Annotated in this window: 18 protein-coding genes and 1 riboswitch; all 18 genes read left to right on the top strand. The window is 42.8% G+C overall.

What is annotated here, in order from left to right; translation table 11 throughout:
- Positions 1-9 precede the first annotated feature (9 nt).
- A complete protein-coding gene (locus tag C1A07_RS01160) occupies positions 10-807 on the top strand; it encodes a phosphatidate cytidylyltransferase (RefSeq protein ID WP_101875482.1) in 798 nt (265 codons plus the stop codon).
- Between the two features lie 18 nt (positions 808-825).
- Positions 826-1968 (top strand): 1-deoxy-D-xylulose-5-phosphate reductoisomerase, encoded by a 1143-nt coding sequence (locus C1A07_RS01155; protein WP_101875481.1) that lies wholly within the window; start codon positions 826-828, stop codon positions 1966-1968.
- Between the two features lie 4 nt (positions 1969-1972).
- Positions 1973-3076: a M50 family metallopeptidase gene (locus C1A07_RS01150; RefSeq protein WP_101877990.1), complete on the top strand. Its 1104-nt coding sequence runs from the start codon at positions 1973-1975 to the stop codon at positions 3074-3076.
- A gap of 11 nt (positions 3077-3087) precedes the next feature.
- Positions 3088-4158 carry a flavodoxin-dependent (E)-4-hydroxy-3-methylbut-2-enyl-diphosphate synthase gene (gene ispG, locus C1A07_RS01145; RefSeq protein ID WP_101875480.1) on the top strand — a complete coding sequence of 357 codons (1071 nt, stop codon included), beginning with the start codon at positions 3088-3090 and terminating at the stop codon, positions 4156-4158.
- A gap of 4 nt (positions 4159-4162) precedes the next feature.
- Positions 4163-8572, top strand: a complete 4410-nt coding sequence (locus C1A07_RS01140) for a PolC-type DNA polymerase III (protein ID WP_101875479.1) — start codon at positions 4163-4165, stop codon at positions 8570-8572.
- Positions 8573-8708: 136 nt separating this feature from the next.
- Positions 8709-9356: a single-stranded DNA-binding protein gene (locus tag C1A07_RS01135; RefSeq protein ID WP_101875478.1), complete on the top strand. Its 648-nt coding sequence runs from the start codon at positions 8709-8711 to the stop codon at positions 9354-9356.
- A 93-nt stretch (positions 9357-9449) separates the two neighbouring features.
- Complete coding sequence (locus tag C1A07_RS01130; RefSeq protein ID WP_101875477.1) at positions 9450-9956, top strand: cob(I)yrinic acid a,c-diamide adenosyltransferase; 507 nt, start codon at positions 9450-9452, stop codon at positions 9954-9956.
- Positions 9957-9975: 19 nt separating this feature from the next.
- A riboswitch (Lysine riboswitch) is annotated at positions 9976-10150 on the top strand.
- 151 nt (positions 10151-10301) lie between these two features.
- Positions 10302-11186 carry a 4-hydroxy-tetrahydrodipicolinate synthase gene (gene dapA, locus C1A07_RS01120; protein WP_101875475.1) on the top strand — a complete coding sequence of 295 codons (885 nt, stop codon included), beginning with the start codon at positions 10302-10304 and terminating at the stop codon, positions 11184-11186.
- Between the two features lie 18 nt (positions 11187-11204).
- Positions 11205-11960 carry a 4-hydroxy-tetrahydrodipicolinate reductase gene (gene dapB / locus C1A07_RS01115; RefSeq protein ID WP_101875474.1) on the top strand — a complete coding sequence of 252 codons (756 nt, stop codon included), beginning with the start codon at positions 11205-11207 and terminating at the stop codon, positions 11958-11960.
- An 80-nt stretch (positions 11961-12040) separates the two neighbouring features.
- A complete protein-coding gene (locus C1A07_RS01110; protein WP_101875473.1) occupies positions 12041-12340 on the top strand; it encodes a hypothetical protein in 300 nt (99 codons plus the stop codon).
- A 153-nt stretch (positions 12341-12493) separates the two neighbouring features.
- On the top strand, positions 12494-13600 hold the full coding sequence (locus C1A07_RS01105; RefSeq protein WP_101875472.1) for a M20/M25/M40 family metallo-hydrolase: 1107 nt from the start codon (positions 12494-12496) through the stop codon (positions 13598-13600).
- A gap of 93 nt (positions 13601-13693) precedes the next feature.
- Positions 13694-13912, top strand: a complete 219-nt coding sequence (locus C1A07_RS01100) for a hypothetical protein (protein ID WP_101875471.1) — start codon at positions 13694-13696, stop codon at positions 13910-13912.
- Positions 13913-14054: 142 nt separating this feature from the next.
- The gene (gene purC / locus C1A07_RS01095; protein WP_101875470.1) at positions 14055-14762 is read left to right on the top strand and encodes a phosphoribosylaminoimidazolesuccinocarboxamide synthase; all 708 of its coding nucleotides are present in this window, start codon (positions 14055-14057) and stop codon (positions 14760-14762) included.
- Between the two features lie 51 nt (positions 14763-14813).
- Positions 14814-16244, top strand: a complete 1431-nt coding sequence (gene purB / locus C1A07_RS01090; protein ID WP_101875469.1) for an adenylosuccinate lyase — start codon at positions 14814-14816, stop codon at positions 16242-16244.
- A 9-nt stretch (positions 16245-16253) separates the two neighbouring features.
- A complete protein-coding gene (locus tag C1A07_RS01085) occupies positions 16254-17144 on the top strand; it encodes a LysR family transcriptional regulator (protein ID WP_101875468.1) in 891 nt (296 codons plus the stop codon).
- A 161-nt stretch (positions 17145-17305) separates the two neighbouring features.
- Positions 17306-18583 (top strand): adenylosuccinate synthase, encoded by a 1278-nt coding sequence (locus C1A07_RS01080; RefSeq protein ID WP_101875467.1) that lies wholly within the window; start codon positions 17306-17308, stop codon positions 18581-18583.
- An 80-nt stretch (positions 18584-18663) separates the two neighbouring features.
- Entirely contained in the window at positions 18664-19677 is a 1014-nt protein-coding gene (plsX, locus tag C1A07_RS01075; protein ID WP_101875466.1) for a phosphate acyltransferase PlsX, read from the top strand.
- Positions 19678-19682: 5 nt separating this feature from the next.
- A complete protein-coding gene (gene acpP, locus C1A07_RS01070; RefSeq protein WP_101875465.1) occupies positions 19683-19916 on the top strand; it encodes an acyl carrier protein in 234 nt (77 codons plus the stop codon).
- Positions 19917-19939 lie beyond the last annotated feature (23 nt).

Here is a 19939-nt window from a genome sequence, read left to right as displayed (position 1 = left end):
GGGAAAACCATGTTCACAACGCGGCTGATCAGCGGAATCGTGTTGGTGCTCCTGGCGCTGTTTGTAGTAATTAGCGGCGGAGGTATACTTTTTGCCACAGCGGGTATGCTCTCATTAATTGGATTATTTGAGCTTTACCGGGTTTTAAAAATCCATAATAAGTCCATAGGTATACTGGGTTATATAATAACTGCAGTTTATTATGCTATGGTATGGACCGGAGATTTTAGCTGCATGGAGCTTTTAATCACTTCTTCTGTAATGATAATGATGGGAATTTATGTTTTCACATTTCCAGATTATAAAACAGAAGAGGTGACAGGAGCCTTTTTCGGCGTTTTTTATGTGGCAGTTATGATGTCCTATATTTACCGCACAAGAGAAATAACAGACGGTCAGTATTTAGTGTGGCTTATATTTTTAAGCTCCTGGGGCTGCGATACCTGCGCCTACTGCTTCGGTATGCTTTTGGGAAAACATAAGCTGGCTCCTGTGCTCAGCCCGAAAAAGTCTGTGGAAGGAGCAGTGGGAGGAACTTTTGGCGCTGTTTTGCTGGGAGTAATATACGCCTTTATATTCGGCGGTAAAATGGAGCTGGAATCGCCTGTTTTAGTGTGCGGCGCTGCCTGCGGAATTGCCGCAGTTATTTCCCAGATTGGAGATCTGGCTGCTTCTGCAATAAAACGAAATCACAATGTAAAGGATTACGGGCATTTAATACCTGGGCATGGAGGAATCCTGGACCGTTTTGACAGTATGTTGTTTACCGCTCCGGCTATTTATTTTGCCCTGTTCTTTCTCAGATAAAAATTGAAGGAGATACCCATGAAGAAAATAGCAATTCTGGGCTCTACTGGTTCTATTGGAACTCAGACCCTGGAAGTGGTGAGAAATAATAAGGATTTACAGGTTACTGCATTGTCTGCAGGAGGAAATATTGATCTGTTGGAGCAGCAGATCAGAGAATTTCAGCCTAAAATAGCAGCTGTGTGGCAGGAAGAAAAAGCAGCTGAGCTGAAAATCAGAACAAAAGATCTAAATGTAAAAATTTATTCCGGCATGGACGGACTTTTAGAGACGGCCACAGAACCGGAAAGTCAGATTCTTGTTACGGCTGTTGTAGGTATGATTGGCATACGGCCTACAATTGCAGCCATTAAGGCAGGCAAGGATATTGCTTTGGCAAATAAAGAAACTCTTGTAACGGCAGGTCATATTATTATACCTTTAGCAGAGGAGAAAAAAGTGCGCCTTCTGCCTGTAGACAGCGAGCACAGCGCTGTGTTCCAATGTCTTGGTTTGGAAAAGGGAAATAAAATCAGCAGACTGCTTTTAACTGCTTCCGGCGGACCTTTCCGGGGAATGACAAGAGCACAGATGAAAAATATACAGGTGGAGGACGCCCTAAAGCATCCAAACTGGGAAATGGGACAAAAGATCACAATAGATTCCTCCACAATGGTAAACAAAGGGCTGGAGGTCATGGAAGCAAAATGGCTGTTTCACGTGCCTATAGATCAGGTGGAGGTAGTGGTTCAGCCTCAAAGCGTGATTCATTCCATGGTAGAATTTGAGGACGGAGCTGTGATGGCTCAGCTAGGAACTCCTGATATGAAGCTACCTATACAGTATGCCTTATATTATCCGGAACGCCGTTATCTTCCGGGAGAAAGGCTGAATTTTTCCATGTTAAAAGAGCTTCGCTTTGAAGAACCTGATTTTGAAAACTTTCCAGGCCTTTCTATGGCTTACCAGGCAGGGAGAATTGGCGGTTCTCTTCCTACTGTTTACAATGCGGCCAATGAACTGGCTGTGTCTAAATTTTTACACGGGAAAATCAATTACCTGGATATTACAGAGATCATCAGAATGTCCATGGAACAGCACAAAGTGAAGGAACAGCCTTCTGTAGAGGAAATTCTTTCTGCAGAACAGGCAACATATGAATATATAGAAAGCAGGTGGTAATTTGCTGAATATTATTTTAGCAATCCTGGTGTTTGGACTGATTGTGCTCATACACGAGTTTGGACACTTTTTACTGGCAAAGATGAACGGAATCGGGGTTGTAGAATTTTCAATCGGCATGGGGCCAAGGCTTTTTTCCATACAGGGGGAGGAGACTCAGTATTCTATAAAGGCTCTTCCCTTTGGCGGCTCCTGCATGATGCTTGGCGAGGATGGAAGCGAAAGCGACCCTAAAGCATTTAATAATAAATCAGTGTTGGCCAGAATCTCTGTAATATTTGCAGGTCCGTTTTTCAACTTTATTCTGGCGTTTATTTTTGCTGTGATTATCATAGCGACACTAGGCCACGACACAGCATATGTGTACGACACCCTGGAGGGAACTCCCGCCAGAGAGGCTGGTCTGGAAAACGGGGATATTATTAAAAAAATTAATGGAAAAACAATTGTTGGCAAAAACGACGTAGTTTTATATGTGGCCGCTCATCCGGGAGAACCTTTAGACGTAACATATTTAAGGCCAGAGGGCGGAACGCCTTTAGAGGGAAGCGCTCCTGAAGGAAAAAAAGGCATCATTCCCTATGCAAAAGGACAGATGTATACAACAACCATTGTCCCGGAGTATTCAGAGGAAAATGGCGGATATAAAATGGGCGTTTCTTTTTATGGATATTATGAAAAGCCGGAAAATTTTCTGGAGCTTATGGGCTACAGCGTCAATCAGATTCAGTTCTGCATACGCAGCACCTTTGACAGCTTAAAGCTTTTATTTACCGGTCAGGTGAAGGCAGACGAGGCTGTGGCGGGCCCTGTGAGAATTGTATCTATGATTGGAGAATCGGTAGGGGAAAACAGGGAGTACGGTCTTACATCCACCCTTTTAACCTTGTCCAACTGGTGTTTGATTCTCAGCGCTACACTGGGAATTATGAACCTTCTGCCTATTCCCGCATTAGACGGAGGGCGGTTAGTATTCCTTGTGCTGGAGGGACTGAGGGGCAAGCCTATAGACAGAGAAAAAGAGGGCATGGTTCATCTGGCAGGCTTCGCTGTTTTAATGGTTTTAATGGTAGTAGTGCTGTTTAATGATATACGCAGCTTTTTTTAGGAGAGAGTGAAATGAAGGAGAAAGTTACAAAAGTAATTCATATTGGAAATCAAGTGATCGGAGGCGATCATCCGGTGCTGATCCAGTCTATGTGCAATACGAAAACTGAGGATGTAGAAGCTACATTTAATCAGATTTTAAAGCTGGAGGCTGCAGGCTGTGAAATTATCCGGGTGGCAGTGCCTACAATGGAGGCTGCAAAGGCATTAAGCCAGATCAAAGAAAAAATTCACATTCCCTTGGTAGCTGACATTCATTTTGATTACCGCTTAGCCATTGCTTCCATTGAAAACGGAGCAGATAAAATCAGGATTAATCCAGGAAATATTGGAAGCGCAGACAGGGTAAAGGCTGTAGTGGATAAGGCCAAAGAAAAAAATATTCCTATCCGCGTAGGCGTAAATAGCGGCTCTCTGGAAAAGGAGCTGCTGGAAAAATACGGCGGCGTAACGGCTGAGGGATTAGTGGAAAGCGCTTTAGATAAGGTGAAAATGATTGAGCAGATGGGGTATGACAATCTGGTTATCAGCATAAAATCTTCTGATGTAATGATGTGCGTAAAAGCCCACGAATTAATTTCAGCACAGACAGATTATCCCCTCCACGTTGGAATTACTGAATCCGGCACAGTTGCCTCAGGGAATATTAAGTCAGCCGTAGGCCTGGGAATTATTTTAAATCAAGGCATCGGGGACACTATAAGAGTGTCGTTAACTGGAGATCCTGTAGAAGAAATCAAGTCGGCAAAGCTGATTTTAAAAACCCTGGGACTTCGCAAAGGTGGAATAGAGGTGGTATCCTGTCCTACCTGCGGCAGAACCAGAATTGATTTAATTAATCTGGCTAATCAGGTGGAGACAATGACCTCCCAGTTTGATTCCTTAAATATTAAGGTAGCTGTTATGGGCTGCGTAGTAAACGGACCGGGGGAGGCCAGAGAGGCGGACATTGGAATAGCGGGAGGAATAGGAGAAGGACTTCTTATAAAAAAAGGCCAGGTTGTAAGAAAGGTTCCAGAAGACCAGCTTTTGGAAACCCTGCGCAGAGAACTGGAAGAAATGGCATTACAGGCAGACAGGTGATATCATGGCAAAAAAGTTTTTAGATGTATTTCCTGATTTACATATTACAGACGAAATGAATCAGCTTCTGAATCTGGTAGAGGTGGAAAAAGTCACCTCCACCAGGGACAGGAGCATTTTGCGTATATACATTGTCAGTCCCCGTTTAATTCACAAGCAAAATATTTATGCACTGGAAAAGGGGATACGGGAACAGCTTTTTCCGGGAAAAAGGATTTCTATAAAGATTTTGGAAAAGTATAAGCTGTCCGGCCAGTATACCCCTGAAAAGCTGTTGAAGGTGTACAGAGACAGCCTTTTAATGGAGCTGAAAAATTATAGTATTATTGAATATAATATTTTCAGGAAAACCAGATACGGTTTTCCCCATCCTGACGTATTAAAAATGACAGTGGAAAATACCATGGTCAACAAGGAGAAAACAGGGGAGCTGAAGCGGATTCTGGAAAAGGTTTTCTATGAAAGATGCGGACTTCCTGTGGAGGTTCAGTATGAATATGTAGAACCGGAAAAGGTGAAAAAAGAGGAGCCTAACATGCAGTGGGCTCCATCGCCGGTTAGCCGCCCTGATATAAAACAGCAGGCAGAACAGCCGCCCTTTACTCCGGATAATTCCGGGGCTGATAAAAAGGGGGAGGCAAAGCGGGACAATAAGGACAATAAAAAAGAATTTAAAAAGGATTACAAAAAATCATATAAACGTTCAGACAACCCGGATGTAATTTATGGCAGAGATTTTGAGGACGAAATTGTAGAAATAGATAAAATAGACGGAGAAGTAGGAGAGGTAGTTCTCAGAGGAAAAATTATCAGAAAGGAATTCAGGGAGCTGAGAAGCGGCCGCACCCTGGTGATCTTTGACCTTACAGACTTTACTGACACAATGACGGTAAAGTTGTTTCCAAAAGAAGATTTTGTAGAAGAGGTAAAGGCCGTTATAAGCGACAACACCTTTATTAAAATTAAAGGCGTTACCACCATAGATAAATTTGACGGAGAGTTAACATTAGGGTCTATAGTGGGAATCAAAAAATGCGAGGATTTTACAGGGAAAAGGCTGGACAACAGCAGGGAAAAGCGGGTAGAGCTGCACTGCCACACGAAAATGAGCGATATGGACGGGGTTTCTGAGGTTAAGGACATGATTAAAAGGGCGAAAAAGTGGGGGATGCCGGCGATTGCTGTGACAGACCACGGCTGCGTTCAGTCCTTTCCCGACGCCAGTCATGCCCTGGATAAGGGAGATACATTTAAAGTCCTTTACGGCGTAGAGGGATATTTAGTAGACGACACCAAGCAGCTGGTGGACAATCCTGCCGGTCAGACCTTTGACCATACTTATGTTGTTTTTGATTTGGAGACAACAGGATTAAGCCCTGTAAAGAATAAAATCATTGAAATTGGAGCTGTGCGGGTGGAAAAAGGGCAGATTACAGACAAGTTCAGCACCTTTGTAAACCCGGAAATTCCTATTCCATTTGAAATTGAAAAGCTGACCAGCATAAACGACGACATGGTGATTCACGCTCCTGTAATAGAACAAATTCTGCCGGAATTTTTGGAATTTGCAAAAGGGGCTGTTTTAGTAGGCCACAACGCAGCTTTTGACGTTAGCTTTGTGGCGGAAAACTGCAGACTTCAGGGAATTCCCTTTGCGCCTACAGTGGTAGACACTGTAACCTTGGCTCAGCAGCTTTTGCCTGGATTAAACAGATTTAAGCTGGATACTGTGGCAAAGGCGTTAAACATTTCTCTGAAAAACCATCACAGGGCAGTGGACGACGCAGGGGCTACTGCGGAAATATTTGTAAAGTTTCTGGAGATGCTGAAGGCCAGAGATATAAATGATTTAGATACCTTAAATAATATGAGCAAGATTACGGTGGACATTATCAGAAAAATGCCTACTCACCATGTGATTATTCTGGCTAAAAATGATATTGGAAGAGTGAATCTTTACCGTTTAGTATCTTTGTCCCACTTAGAATACTTTGCAAGAAGGCCCAGAATTCCTAAAAGTATTTTAGAAAAATACAGGGAGGGGCTGATTATAGGCTCGGCCTGCGAGGCAGGAGAACTGTATCAGGCTCTGCTCAGGGGAGCCTCCCAGGTGGAAATTACAAGGCTTGTTAACTTTTATGATTACCTGGAAATCCAGCCTTTAGGAAACAATGCTTTTATGCTGAGGGATGAAAAAAGCACAGTAAAAACCCAGGAGGACTTAATTGCTATTAATAAACGGATTGTGGAGCTGGGGGATGAATTTAATAAGCCTGTCTGCGCCACCTGCGACGTTCATTTTCTGGACCCGTCAGACGAGGTGTACAGAAGGATTATTATGGCCGGTCAGGGCTTTAAAGACAGCGACGACCAGGCGCCTTTATATTTAAGAACTACTGAGGAGATGCTGGAGGAATTTCAGTATTTAGGCTCAGACAAGGCTTATGAAGTAGTAGTAACCAACACCAGAAAAATCGCGGATATGTGCGAAAATATTTCTCCTGTGCGGCCGGACAAGTGCCCTCCCGTGATTCCTGAATCTGATAAATCTTTAAGAAAAATCTGCTACGACAGGGCCCATGAAATATACGGGGACAATCTGCCTGATATAGTGGTAGAGCGGCTGGAAAGAGAGCTGAATTCCATTATCAGCAACGGCTTTGCCGTAATGTATATTATTGCTCAGAAGCTGGTGTGGAAATCTAATGAGGACGGATATCTGGTAGGCTCCAGAGGATCTGTAGGTTCTTCCTTGGTGGCCACCATGTCGGGTATTACAGAGGTAAATCCGTTGAGCCCTCATTATTACTGTCCTTCCTGTCATTATTATGATTTTGATTCAGAGGATGTAAAAAAATTCAGCGGTATGGCAGGCTGCGATATGCCGGATAAACTATGTCCTGTGTGTGGAAATCCGTTGAAAAAGGACGGATTTGACATTCCATTTGAAACCTTCCTGGGATTTAAAGGAGATAAAGAGCCGGATATTGACTTGAATTTTTCTGGAGAATATCAAAGTAAAGCCCATGATTATACAGAAGTAATATTTGGAAAAGGCCAGACCTTCCGGGCCGGCACCATTGGCACACTGGCAGATAAAACAGCTTACGGATACGTAAAAAATTATTATGAGGAGCACGGGGTGAGAAAGCGTGCCTGTGAAATTAACAGAATCGTCCAGGGTTGCGTAGGGGTCAGAAGAACTACAGGCCAGCATCCTGGAGGCATTATCGTGCTGCCTTTAGGCGAGGAAATCTATTCCTTTACCCCTGTTCAGCATCCTGCCAATGATATGACTACCTCCACAGTCACCACTCATTTTGATTATCACTCCATTGACCACAACCTGCTGAAACTGGACATTCTGGGCCATGATGATCCCACTATGATTCGTATGCTTCAGGATTTAACAGGCCTGGACCCGGTAAAGGACATTCCTTTAGACTGTAAAGAGGTTATGAGCCTGTTTCAAAGCACAAAGGCATTGGGGATAGAGCCTGAGGATATTGGCGGCTGCCCTCTTGGGGCCTTAGGCGTGCCGGAATTTGGCACTGATTTTGCCATGCAGATGTTAATTGACACAAAGCCTAAATATTTTTCCGATTTAGTGCGTATTGCCGGCCTGGCTCACGGCACGGACGTGTGGCTGGGAAACGCCCAGACCTTAATTCAGGAAGGAAAGGCCACCATTCAGACTGCCATCTGTACCCGAGACGACATTATGATTTACTTAATTCAAAAAGGATTAGAGGAAGGCCTGTCCTTTACCATTATGGAAAGCGTGAGAAAGGGAAAGGGGCTGAAGGAGGACTGGGAAGCTGAAATGACAAAGCACGGCGTGCCCGACTGGTATATTTGGTCCTGCAAGAAAATTAAGTACATGTTCCCTAAGGCCCACGCGGCAGCTTACGTTATGATGGCCTGGAGAATTGCTTACTGTAAAGTATTTTATCCCCTGGCCTACTACGCTGCGTTTTTCAGTATCAGGGCCAGCGCCTTTTCCTATGAAATTATGTGCCAGGGACGGGACAAATTGGAATATCACCTGGCAGATTACAAGAAAAGAGCAGACACTCTTTCAAAAAAAGAGCAGGACACTTTAAGGGACATGAGGATTGTCCAGGAAATGTATGCCAGAGGCTTTGAATTTCTGCCTATAGACATTTATAAGGCCCAGGCCAGAAACTTCCAGATTATAGACGGAAAGCTGATGCCCTCCTTCAGCAGTATTGACGGGCTGGGGGAGAAGGCGGCAGATGCCATTGTGGACGCAGTGGCCGACGGACCCTTCCTTTCCAGAGAAGATTTTAGAAACAGATCAAAGGTCAGCAAAACAATTTGTGAATTAATGGGAGATATGGGACTTTTAGGCGGGCTTCCTGAGTCTAATCAGCTTTCCCTTTTCGACATATAACCAGATAATTCTCAGCTTTCAAGGCGGATGTTGTCGCAATTTTACAATGGCTTTTTTGAATAAATTTGATATTTGCTCCATAAATATGATATTAGCTTACGAAGCAAATAAGGTTTAAGAAAGAGGAGAAAATACTATGTCAGAAAAAGTAATTGAAAACAACAAGGTGAGCATAATTGGAAAGATTGCATCAGGATTTACATTCAGCCATGAGGTGTTTGGAGAAGGGTTTTATGTAGTGGATGTAGCTGTAAACCGTCTCAGCGATCAGGTTGATGTGATTCCCCTGATGATTTCTGAAAGACTTTTGGATGTAAACGAGGATTACATAGGCAGCACAGTGGAGGCCATTGGACAGTTTCGCTCCTACAACCGCCATGAAGGCACGAAAAACCGCTTAGTTTTATCTATTTTTGTCAGGGAGATAAATTTCCTGGAAGAATTTACAGATTATACAAAAACAAATCAAATTTACCTGGACGGATATATTTGCAAGGAGCCTATTTACAGAAAAACTCCTTTAGGCAGAGAGATCGCCGATCTTTTGCTGGCCGTAAACCGTCCATATGGAAAATCCGATTATATTCCATGTATTTCCTGGGGCAGAAACGCCAGATACGCCTCTGCTTTCCAGGTTGGCACCAGGGTGAGAATCTGGGGAAGAGTTCAAAGCAGAGAATATACGAAAAAGTTAAACGAAACCCAGTGTGAAAAAAGGATTGCATATGAGGTGTCTGTCAGCAAACTGGAATGCGTAGACCAGGAGGAACAGGCAGAAGCATAATATTGGAATTCATGGATATTTAAGAATTCTTGCAATATTGTAAGAAATGTGATACAATCTGCCCAAGTTGTACTATGCTTACGAGGTGAGGAAATGAATAAAGGAACGGTTCAGGTCATATACGGACCTGGTAAAGGGAAAACTGCAGCAGCTCTGGGATATGCAGTACAGTCGCTGGACTGCCAGAAAACTGCCATTGTAATACAATTTATGAAGGGAAATCTGGAAAGCCAGGAGAACAGCATTTTAAAACGTCTGGAGCCAGAATTAAAAATATTTCGTTTTGAAAAGCTGGCAGCCTGCTTTAAGGATCTGACGGAGCAGGAACGCCAGGAGGAAGCGATTAACATGAAAAACGGCGTCAACTTTGCCAACAAGGTTCTGACTACAGGAGAGTGCGATATACTGATTTTAGACGAGGTTTTAGGCCTTTTAGACTGTCAGATTATTACTCCTTCTGATCTGCGGCAGATGATCAGCAATAAGGCTGATGAAACTGAACTGATTCTTACAGGTCAAAGCCTTCCTGATGGGTTTGAAGATATTCTGGATGAAATTTACAGAATTGATAATGTAAAAGTTGACAAGGTAAATAAATGATGATAGAATCTAACCATGCATAAAAGGTAGAGGTTGCGTGAATTATCAGTAGTCTGTTGGATGTGTCAGGCACAGAAGAAGACAGTCGAAAGGGAGGAACGCCGAAGAAGAATATTTCCTGAGAATATTTTTTCTGGGCGCAGAATGAACAGTTCTGCGACTGTCATCCAAAAGGATGGGGAGCTACTTAAAGATGATGGAAACTTTAAGAGCCGGCCTTTGTTGCCGGCTTTTTTGATTCATAGGAAGCTTGTTCCCTGGGGATCAAAAAAGCCTTTCAGGCGGGATTTATTTTACCCATAAACGATTATGTGAAACGAGACAGAAAGAAAAGAGGAAAGTATTATGGCAATTTTTGAAGGATCAGGAGTAGCTTTAGCGACGCCATTTTATGAAAATGGAGAAATTAACTATGATGTATTAAAGGATTTGGTGGAGGAACAGATTGCAGGAGGCACTGATTGTATTGTTGCCTGCGGCACCACTGCAGAGGCGTCCACAATGACTCACGAGGAGCATATTGAAGTAATCCGCTTTGTATGTGAAGTGGTAAATAAAAGAATTCCTGTAGTTGCAGGAACTGGTTCTAACTGCACAGAGACGGCTATTTATTTATCACAGGAAGCAGAAAAAGCAGGCGCAGACGGGATTTTAGTAGTTTCCCCTTATTATAATAAGGCTACTCAGAAGGGATTAATCCGCCATTTCACAGCTGTTGCAGACTCTGTAAAGATTCCTGTGCTCCTTTATAACATTCCAGGCAGAACAGGAGTGAACATTGAGCCGGAGACAATTGTTTACCTTTGCAAAAATGTAGAAAACATTGTAGGAGTAAAGGAAGCCAGCGGAAACTTTTCTAAAATTGCGTCTCTGATGAGCATGGCTGAGGGCTGCGTAGACGTGTACTCTGGAAACGACGATCAGATTGTGCCTCTGATGGCATTAGGGGGAAAAGGCGTTATTTCCGTGCTGGCTAATATAGCTCCAAAACAGACCCACCACATTTGCCAGTCTTATTTAGACGGGGATGTACAGACAAGCGCAAAGCTTCAGCTGCAGGCCATTCCTTTAGTAAATGAATTATTCTGCGAGGTAAACCCTATTCCTGTAAAAGCGGCGATGAATCTTATGGGCAAAAAAACAGGTCCTATGCGCCTGCCTCTTACAGACATGGAGCCTGAAAATCAGGAGAAACTGAAAAAGCAGATGGAAGCTTACGGGTTGCTGTAATTGAAAGGAGAAACACTTATGGTAAAGATTTTAATGCACGGCTGCAACGGAGCCATGGGACAGGTGATTTCTTCAATTGTTCAGCAGGATAAAGACGCTCAGATTACAGCCGGCGTAGATATTACGGGAGTGCAGAAAAATGATTATCCTGTTTTTACTTCCCTGGAGGATTGTAAAGAAGAGGTAGACGTAATTATTGATTTCGCTTCTGCTAAAGCAGTGGACCATCTTTTAGACTACAGCAAAGAACACAAAATTCCGGTGGTGCTTTGTACTACAGGTCTTTCTGAGGAACAGATCAAAAAGGTGGGGGAGACCAGTAAAGAAACAGCTGTGCTCCGGTCCGCCAACATGTCTCTTGGAATTAATCTGCTTTTGAAAATCGTGCAGGAAGCTGCCAAAATCTTAGCTGCCGCAGATTTTGATATTGAGATAGTAGAAAAGCATCACAATCAGAAAATAGATGCTCCCAGCGGCACAGCCTTGGCCCTGGCAGACTCAATAAACGATGCCTTAGATCAGGCATATCACTATAAATACGACCGTTCTGCAGAACGTGTAAAAAGAGATAAAAAGGAAATAGGCATTCAGGCTGTACGGGGCGGCTCCATAGTGGGAGAGCACGACGTGATTTTTGCCGGAAGAGACGAGGTAATCACCTTCCAGCACACAGCATACTCAAAAGCTATTTTCGGAAAAGGCGCCGTTGCGGCAGCCAAATTTTTAAAAGGCAAAGAACCTGGACTTTACAATATGTCCCATGTAATCGGGTAAAATTCTGGAAAATCATTCCTAATATAAAAATTCTTCTTCCGCATATACTAACCATATCATGTGAAAGGAGAATTTTTATTATGAAAAAAATCAAAGTCACTTTTCTGGCAATTTGCTTTGCCATGACTGTAATGATGCTTACTGCATGTGGCAGCAAAGATAATACTGGAGATAAATCCTCCACAGGCGGTATGGAAACCACACAATCTATGGAAGAAACCACACGTGGAACTACGCAGTCCGGAGGAAAGACAGCAACTACAGCTGTAGATGATGAGGTAGTAGAAAGTACTGGAGTCATCGACGGCTTAATGGACGACATGAAGGACGCTGTTGACGACGGAATCGGAACAGATGGGACAACTGCTGTAAATGAATAAAAATAAGGCCTTCTGCTTAATCAATGTGAGGATTTTTCTCCACGTAAGCAGAGGGCTTTTTTAGATGCTTTTTTTGTTTATTTGTGATATGATAATAAAAGACTGCAGCCAAGTTTTTGTTGATGCAGCTAAAAAATAAAAAGGAGAATAGGTATGAATAAAGAACGATTATTACAAACATTTCTGGAGTATGTACAGATTAACAGTGAAACCAGAAATGAAAAAGAAATGTGCGACAAAGTGAGAAAGGATCTGGAGGATCTGGGTCTGGAAGTAGATTTTGATTTTATAGGGGATAAATTCGGATCTAACGGATACAATATTTACGCTTATTTAAAAGGTGACGAAACCTTAGAGCCAGTGATGCTCAGCGCTCATTTAGATACTGTAGTTCCGGGAAATCATATTGAGCCTTATGTGGAGGACGGCATGATCCGCAGCAAAGGAGACTCTATGATTTTAGCTGCAGATGACAAAGCAGGCATCAGCGGGGTTATGGAAGCTTTGCGCACAGTAAAAGAAGAAGGCATAAAAACAAGACCTGTAGAGATTTTCTTCAGCGTAGGGGAGGAGTGCGGCCTTCACGGAGCCAAACATGCAGATTACTCTAAGCTGAAAAGCAAAATGGGTATTGTATTAGATATGAACGGAGACATTGGAACTACATGCTATACATGTCCAGGTCAGACTAACTTTAACTTTGAAATTTTCGGCAAGCCGGCTCATGCAGGCATTGCTCCTGAAACTGGAATAAGCGCCATATTAGCCGCCGCAGAAGGCATTGCCAATATGAAGCTGCTTAGAGTTGACAGCGAGACTACCGCCAACATAGGCACATTTAAAGCAGAAGGTCCTACTAATATTGTATCTCCATATGCAAACGTAATTGCAGAGGCCCGCAGCACAGATTTAAATAAGCTGGAGGAGCAAGGCAGGCAGATGATAGCCGCTATGCAGGCAGCCTGCGACAAATACGGAGCAGAGCTAAAATACACTACTGCCAGAGCTTATAACCCATATAAAGTAACTCCGGAAGATCCAGTGTGCGTGCTTCTGGAAAAATGTTATAAAGCATTAGACTGCCCAGTGCGGTATGTAGCTTCCGGCGGCGGTTGCGACAGCAACATTCACAATGAACATGGAATTCAGTCTGTGGGAATCGGCATCGGTATGCAGAACGCCCACACAGCCAATGAGTGCATCGCCGTAGAGCAGCTGAACAAAACAGCTCTCTTAGTATTGGAACTGATGAAAGCATGATAGCTTATAAAGGAGGCTGTTATTATAATAAAAGGCTATAAGGACAGAAGAAAAAAGCCGTGGAGAAAAATAATTACCCCTGCCTGTCTGACTGTGAGAAGGATTTGTGTCGCTGCTTTCATTTTAGAGGCAGCGTGGTTTCTTAATACATACCCTGTAATACGGTTTTCTTCAGAAAAGCTGTATGAAGAAAAATCAGCCTTAGAAAATGAATGGACGGCAGAAACTATATACGGAATCACCTTTCAGTTAAAAGACGGAGTGATTCAGATTTACAGGCAAAAGCAGTATTATGAGAATAAGGGTAATTAAGCGGAGACAGGGATAATTTATTAGAAAGTTTAATGACTAAGGTTCTTGCATTGATGTAAAGAGTGTATTATAATTTCTACTGAAACATAGTACTTTTATATTAAAAACTTATAAATCTTATGAAAAGGACTGGTGATTACTTATGGAAAAGAAAGAATTACTGTACGAAGGTAAGGCAAAAAAGGTTTATACTACAGAAGATCCTGATGTATTAATCGTAGATTATAAAGACGACGCCACAGCATTTAACGGTTTAAAGAAAGGCACCATTGTTGGAAAAGGCGCCATTAACAATCGTATGACCAACCATATTTTCAAGCTTTTAGAGAAAAAGGGAGTGCCTACTCATCTGGTTGAGGAATTAAGCGACAGAGAGACAGCTGTAAAAAAAGTGGAGATCGTTCCTCTGGAAGTAATCATCAGAAACTTTTCTGCAGGCAGCTTTGCAAAAAAAATGGGTATGGAGGAAGGCATAAAGTTTTCCCAGCCAACTTTAGAGTTCAGCTATAAGAACGACGACTTAGGCGACCCATTTATTAACAAATACTACGCTTTAGCTTTAGATCTGGCTACAGAAGAAGAGATCGAGGATATTACAAAGTATGCTTTCATTGTAAATGACGTAATGAGAGAATATTTTGACAGCCTGGGTATTGAGCTGATCGACTTTAAGATTGAGTTCGGCCGTTACCATGGAAAGATTATTCTGGCCGACGAGGTTTCCCCTGATACATGCAGACTGTGGGACAAGGAGACACACGAGAAGCTGGATAAAGACCGTTTCCGCAGAGATTTAGGAAATGTAGAAGATGCGTACCAGGAAGTGTTCAGACGTCTTGGAATTCAGTAGACAACTGTAAATAAAAGATCTGTGGCGCATCTAAAATGAGGAGGAACGGCAATGAACGACAGATATGTAAGTCCATTATCAGAGCGCTATGCAAGCAGGGAGATGCAGTATATTTTTTCTCCTGACATGAAATTCAGAACATGGAGAAGACTTTGGATAGCTTTAGCTGAGACAGAAAAAGAACTGGGACTGCCTATTACAGAGGAGCAGATAAAAGAACTGAAAAGCCATGCAGACGACATTAACTATGAAGTGGCAAAAGAAAGAGAGCGCTTAGTGCGCCACGACGTAATGTCCCACGTGTACGCTTACGGACAGCAGTGTCCTGAGGCAAAGGGCATCATCCATCTGGGAGCTACATCCTGTTATGTAGGAGACAACACAGATATTATTATTATGAAGGAAGCCTTAAAGCTGGTGAGAAAAAAGCTGATCAATGTAATGGCCGAGCTGTCTAAATTTGCAGACCAGTATAAAAATCAGCCCACTTTGGCATTTACTCATTTTCAGCCGGCACAGCCTACTACAGTGGGAAAAAGAGCTACATTATGGCTTCAGGAGCTGTGCTTAGATTTAGAAGATCTGGACCACGTAATGAATTCCTTAAAGCTTTTAGGCTCAAAAGGAACTACAGGAACGCAGGCCAGCTTTTTAGAGTTGTTTGACGGTGATCACGAAAAATGCCGCCAGGCAGATCAAATGATTGCAGAAAAAATGGGATTTGCAGAGTGCTATCCAGTGTCAGGCCAGACCTACTCCAGGAAAATAGATACAAAGGTTGTGAATGTGCTGGCCGGCATTGCTCAAAGCGCTCACAAGTTTTCCAATGATATCCGTCTCCTTCAGCATTTAAAGGAGGTGGAGGAGCCTTTTGAAAAAACTCAGATCGGTTCTTCCGCTATGGCTTACAAGAGAAACCCAATGAGAAGCGAGCGCATTGCCTCTCTTGCCAATTATGTAATGGCAGATGTGATGAACCCTATGCTGGTGTCTGCTACTCAGTGGTTTGAAAGAACCTTAGATGACTCTGCCAATAAAAGGTTAAGCGTTCCAGAAGGCTTTCTGACTGTGGACGGCATTTTAGACTTATACTTAAATGTAGTGGACGGCTTAGTCGTATATCCTAAGGTTATTGAAAAGCATCTTATGGCCGAGCTGCCATTTATGGCTACAGAAAATATTATGATGGATGCAGTAAAGGCGGGAGGCGACAGACAGGAACTTCACGAGAAAATCCGTACCCTTTCCATGGAAGCAGGCAGAAATGTGAAGGAATTAGGAAAGGACAACAACCTGTTAGAGCTGATTGCCGCAGATCCTGCTTTTGGACTGACCTTAGAAGAATTGAATAAAACTATGGAGCCTCTCAGATATGTGGGACGGGCGCCAAAGCAGGTAGAAGAGTTCCTTTCTCAGGTTATAAATCCTATTTTAAATGACAACAAAGATATCCTGGGTATGACGGCTGAAATTAATGTTTAGAATTATCATATGAGTATTAATCTGGAATATTACAAGGTATTTTACTATGTGCAAAAATCAGGCAGCCTTACTGCAGCCGCTGAAGCTTTATGTATTTCTCAGCCGGCTGTCAGTCAGGCAATCAAGCAGCTGGAGACTTCCTTAGGCGCCAAGCTTTTTGTGAGAACAGCCAAAGGAGTAAAGCTTACTAGGGAAGGGGAAATCCTTTCTGCTTATGTAAGCCGGGGAATAGAAAATCTGGAAAAAGGAGAAACTATGGTGCGCCGTTTTATTAACCTGGAAACAGGGGAGGTGCGCATCGGAGCCAGCGACATGACTCTTCAGTTTTTCCTTCTTCCGTATTTAGAAAAGTTCCATCAAAAATATCCTGGCGTTAAGGTCAATGTTTCAAACGGCCCTACTCCTGAGACAATTCAGGCCTTAGAGGCTGGAAATATTGATTTTGCCGTTGTCAGCACCCCTTTTCAAATGGAAAAGGGACTGGAGGCTGTAGAGGTAAAGCAGATTGAGAATATTTTTATTGCAGGCAGCCAGCTTAGGCATCTTCAAAAAAAGCTGCTTTCCTACAAAATTCTCTTAGATTACCCCTGCGTTTTTTTGGAGAAAAATACAAGCACAAGAGCCTTTATGGATCAATTTTTAGAACAGCAGGAAGTTTTTCCAGAACCGGAATTTGAGCTGGCAACCAGCGACATGGTAGTGCAGTTTGTCAGAAGGAATTTGGGAATCGGCTGTGTAATGAGCGGTTTTGCAGAGGAAGCTTTAAAAAAGGAGCAGGTATTTCCTTTGAAATTTGAAAAGGAAATGCCAAAAAGATACTTTTCTATTGTTACTGGAGACAGAAAGTTAATATCAGCTCCCGCCTCCTGCCTTCTTTCTATGATTCAATCAGACACATAATTTTGACTTATGTATATCATAATAAATATTGATTTTACTTATGCTATTTCTGGCAGTATGATAAATACAGGCAGTTGACCTGACTATCGTACTGCCGTCTTTTTAATTACATATTTATTATAAAAACATAATTTTATACTTGTAAGGAGGAAATAAGTCAAATGGTTAGAGCGATTGTAGGAGCAAACTGGGGAGACGAAGGAAAAGGTAAAATTACAGATATGCTGGCTCAGGAGTCAGATATTATTATTCGTTTCCAGGGAGGAAGCAACGCAGGACATACAATTATTAACAACTATGGAAGATTTGCACTTCACCTGCTGCCTTCAGGAGTATTTTACAACCACACCACAAGTATTATAGGCAACGGTGTTGCCCTTAATATTCCATATTTAATAAAGGAAATAAAATCATTAGTAGATCAGGGAGTTCCGGAACCGAAAATTCTGGTGTCAGACAGAGCCCAGATTTTAATGCCATACCACATTTTATTTGATGAATATGAGGAGGAACGTCTGGGAGGCAAATCCTTTGGCTCCACAAAATCAGGCATCGCTCCCTTTTATTCAGATAAATATGCAAAAATCGGCTTTCAGGTCAGCGAATTATTTGACCAGGAATCTTTAAAGGAAAAGGTAGTCCGCATCTGCGAAATGAAAAACGTGCTTTTAGAGCATCTGTATCACAAGCCCCTTTTAGACCCTGAAAAGCTTTACAGCACAATGATGGAGTACAAAGAGATGGTGGCCCCTTATGTGTGCGACGTATCTAAATATCTGTATGAGGCCATTCAGTCAGGAAAGAAAATTTTGCTGGAGGGACAGCTTGGCTCTTTAAAGGACCCTGACCACGGAATTTATCCTATGGTAACATCTTCCTCCACCTTAGCGGCTTACGGGGCTATTGGCGCAGGAATTCCTCCTTATGAGATTAAGCAGATTACTACAGTTGTAAAAGCCTACTCCAGCGCAGTAGGAGCAGGAGCCTTTGTCAGCGAAATTTTTGGGGACGAGGCGGACCAGCTGAGAAGACGGGGCGGAGACCACGGAGAATTTGGAGCCACTACAGGACGTCCCAGAAGAATGGGATGGTTTGATACAGTAGCCAGCCGCTACGGCTGCAGAATCCAGGGAGCTACAGAGGTAGCCTTAACTGTTTTAGACGTTTTAGGATATTTAGAGCAAATCCCTGTATGTGTAGGATATGAGATTAACGGGCAGATTACAAAAGATTTCCCAACTACTGTAGAGTTGGAAAAGGCAAAACCAGTGCTTCAGGTGCTGCCTGGATGGAAATGTGATATCCGGGGAATTAAAAAATATGATGACCTTCCTGAAAACTGCAGAAAATATATTGAGTTTATTGAAAAAGAACTGGAAACTCCTATTACCATGGTATCCAACGGCCCTGGAAGAGAGGAAATCATTTACAGAAAATAGAAGAAAAGATTGATTTATAAATGAATTTTTAGTATATTATTTAATAGATTACAGTGGGGTTGGAAGGAGAACAGTTTACAATGGTCAAGATTGCAGTAGACGCTATGGGCGGAGATTATGCGCCTGGCGAGATGATAAAAGGAGCGGTGGACGCTGTAAATAAGCGAAAGGACATTTATGTATGTCTGGTAGGCCAGGAAAATGTGATTGAGGAGGAGTTAAAAAAGCACTCTTATCAGCAGGAACAAATTTCCGTCTGCCATGCTTCACAGGTGATTGCCACAGAGGAGCCTCCTGTGACTGCAATCAGAACAAAAAAGGATTCTTCCATTGTAGTGGGAATGAACCTGGTGAAAAAGGGAGAAGCCGACGCCTTTGTGTCAGCCGGCAGTTCAGGGGCAATCCTAGTAGGTGGACAAGTAATCGTAGGCAGGACAAAAGGGGTGGAAAGGCCTCCTTTGGCTCCTTTAATTCCTACGGAAAAGGGAGTTTCCCTTTTAATTGACTGCGGCGCCAACGTGGACGCCAGAGCTTCCCACCTGGTGCAATTTGCCCGCATGGGCTCTATTTATATGGAACATGTAGTGGGAATTAAGAATCCCAGAGTGGCCATTGTAAATATTGGGGCTGAAGAAGAAAAAGGCAACTCTCTTGTAAAGGAAACCTTCCCTCTTTTAAAGGAGTGTAATGACATTAATTTTATCGGCAGTATAGAGGCCAGAGAGATTCCTCACGGCGGAGCTGACATTATTGTGTGCGAGGCATTTGTAGGCAATGTGATTTTAAAGCTGTACGAGGGCGTGGGAGCTACCTTGCTTGGCAAGGTGAAAGCAGGTATGATGACAAGCCTGAGAAGCAAAATCGGCGCCTTGTTAGTAAAGCCGGCGTTAAAGGAGACGTTAAAGTCTTTTGACGCCAGCCAGTACGGGGGAGCTCCTCTTTTAGGGTTAAAGGGCCTGGTGGTAAAAACTCACGGCAATTCTAAGGCTTTGGAGGTCTGCAACTCCATTATTCAATGTGTTACATTTAAAGAGCAGGCAATTAATGAAAAAATTCAGGCCAGCCTGGCAGACGGAAAACAGGAAAGGGATTAAGCAGTATGGAATTTGAAAAAATACAGGAAATTGTTGCACAGGTGTTAAACATCCAACCGGATGAAATAACCATGTCGTCTACATTTATAGATGACTTAGGTGCAGATTCTCTGGATATTTTCCAAATTATTATGGCAATAGAAGAAGAGTTCGGCATCCAGATTCCTAACGAGGCCGCAGAACATATTGTTTCTGTAGGAGATGCGGCAGAACAAATCAAAAATGCAAAAAGTCAGTGAGTAAAGAGGGTGTTGCATGGAAG

The sequence above is a fragment of the Lachnoclostridium edouardi genome (genome assembly GCF_900240245.1).
GTDB lineage: Bacteria > Bacillota > Clostridia > Lachnospirales > Lachnospiraceae > Lachnoclostridium_A > Lachnoclostridium_A edouardi.
Note: the sequence above shows the minus strand (reverse complement) of the source record. Positions and strands in the feature narration are given on the sequence as shown.

What these genes read in the sequence shown, in the direction of transcription:
- C1A07_RS01140 (WP_101875479.1), top strand. Translation starts at nt 4,163, where the DNA reads ATGGCAAAAAAGTTTTTAGATGTATTTCCTGATTTACATATTACAGAC.
- C1A07_RS01105 (WP_101875472.1), top strand. Translation starts at nt 12,494, where the DNA reads ATGAATAAAGAACGATTATTACAAACATTTCTGGAGTATGTACAGATT.
- purB (WP_101875469.1), top strand. Translation starts at nt 14,814, where the DNA reads ATGAACGACAGATATGTAAGTCCATTATCAGAGCGCTATGCAAGCAGG.
- purC (WP_101875470.1), top strand. Translation starts at nt 14,055, where the DNA reads ATGGAAAAGAAAGAATTACTGTACGAAGGTAAGGCAAAAAAGGTTTAT.
- dapB (WP_101875474.1), top strand. Translation starts at nt 11,205, where the DNA reads ATGGTAAAGATTTTAATGCACGGCTGCAACGGAGCCATGGGACAGGTG.
- C1A07_RS01155 (WP_101875481.1), top strand. Translation starts at nt 826, where the DNA reads ATGAAGAAAATAGCAATTCTGGGCTCTACTGGTTCTATTGGAACTCAG.
- C1A07_RS01130 (WP_101875477.1), top strand. Translation starts at nt 9,450, where the DNA reads ATGAATAAAGGAACGGTTCAGGTCATATACGGACCTGGTAAAGGGAAA.
- plsX (WP_101875466.1), top strand. Translation starts at nt 18,664, where the DNA reads ATGGTCAAGATTGCAGTAGACGCTATGGGCGGAGATTATGCGCCTGGC.
- C1A07_RS01160 (WP_101875482.1), top strand. Translation starts at nt 10, where the DNA reads ATGTTCACAACGCGGCTGATCAGCGGAATCGTGTTGGTGCTCCTGGCG.
- C1A07_RS01085 (WP_101875468.1), top strand. Translation starts at nt 16,254, where the DNA reads ATGAGTATTAATCTGGAATATTACAAGGTATTTTACTATGTGCAAAAA.
- acpP (WP_101875465.1), top strand. Translation starts at nt 19,683, where the DNA reads ATGGAATTTGAAAAAATACAGGAAATTGTTGCACAGGTGTTAAACATC.
- C1A07_RS01110 (WP_101875473.1), top strand. Translation starts at nt 12,041, where the DNA reads ATGAAAAAAATCAAAGTCACTTTTCTGGCAATTTGCTTTGCCATGACT.
- C1A07_RS01135 (WP_101875478.1), top strand. Translation starts at nt 8,709, where the DNA reads ATGTCAGAAAAAGTAATTGAAAACAACAAGGTGAGCATAATTGGAAAG.
- C1A07_RS01080 (WP_101875467.1), top strand. Translation starts at nt 17,306, where the DNA reads ATGGTTAGAGCGATTGTAGGAGCAAACTGGGGAGACGAAGGAAAAGGT.
- dapA (WP_101875475.1), top strand. Translation starts at nt 10,302, where the DNA reads ATGGCAATTTTTGAAGGATCAGGAGTAGCTTTAGCGACGCCATTTTAT.
- ispG (WP_101875480.1), top strand. Translation starts at nt 3,088, where the DNA reads ATGAAGGAGAAAGTTACAAAAGTAATTCATATTGGAAATCAAGTGATC.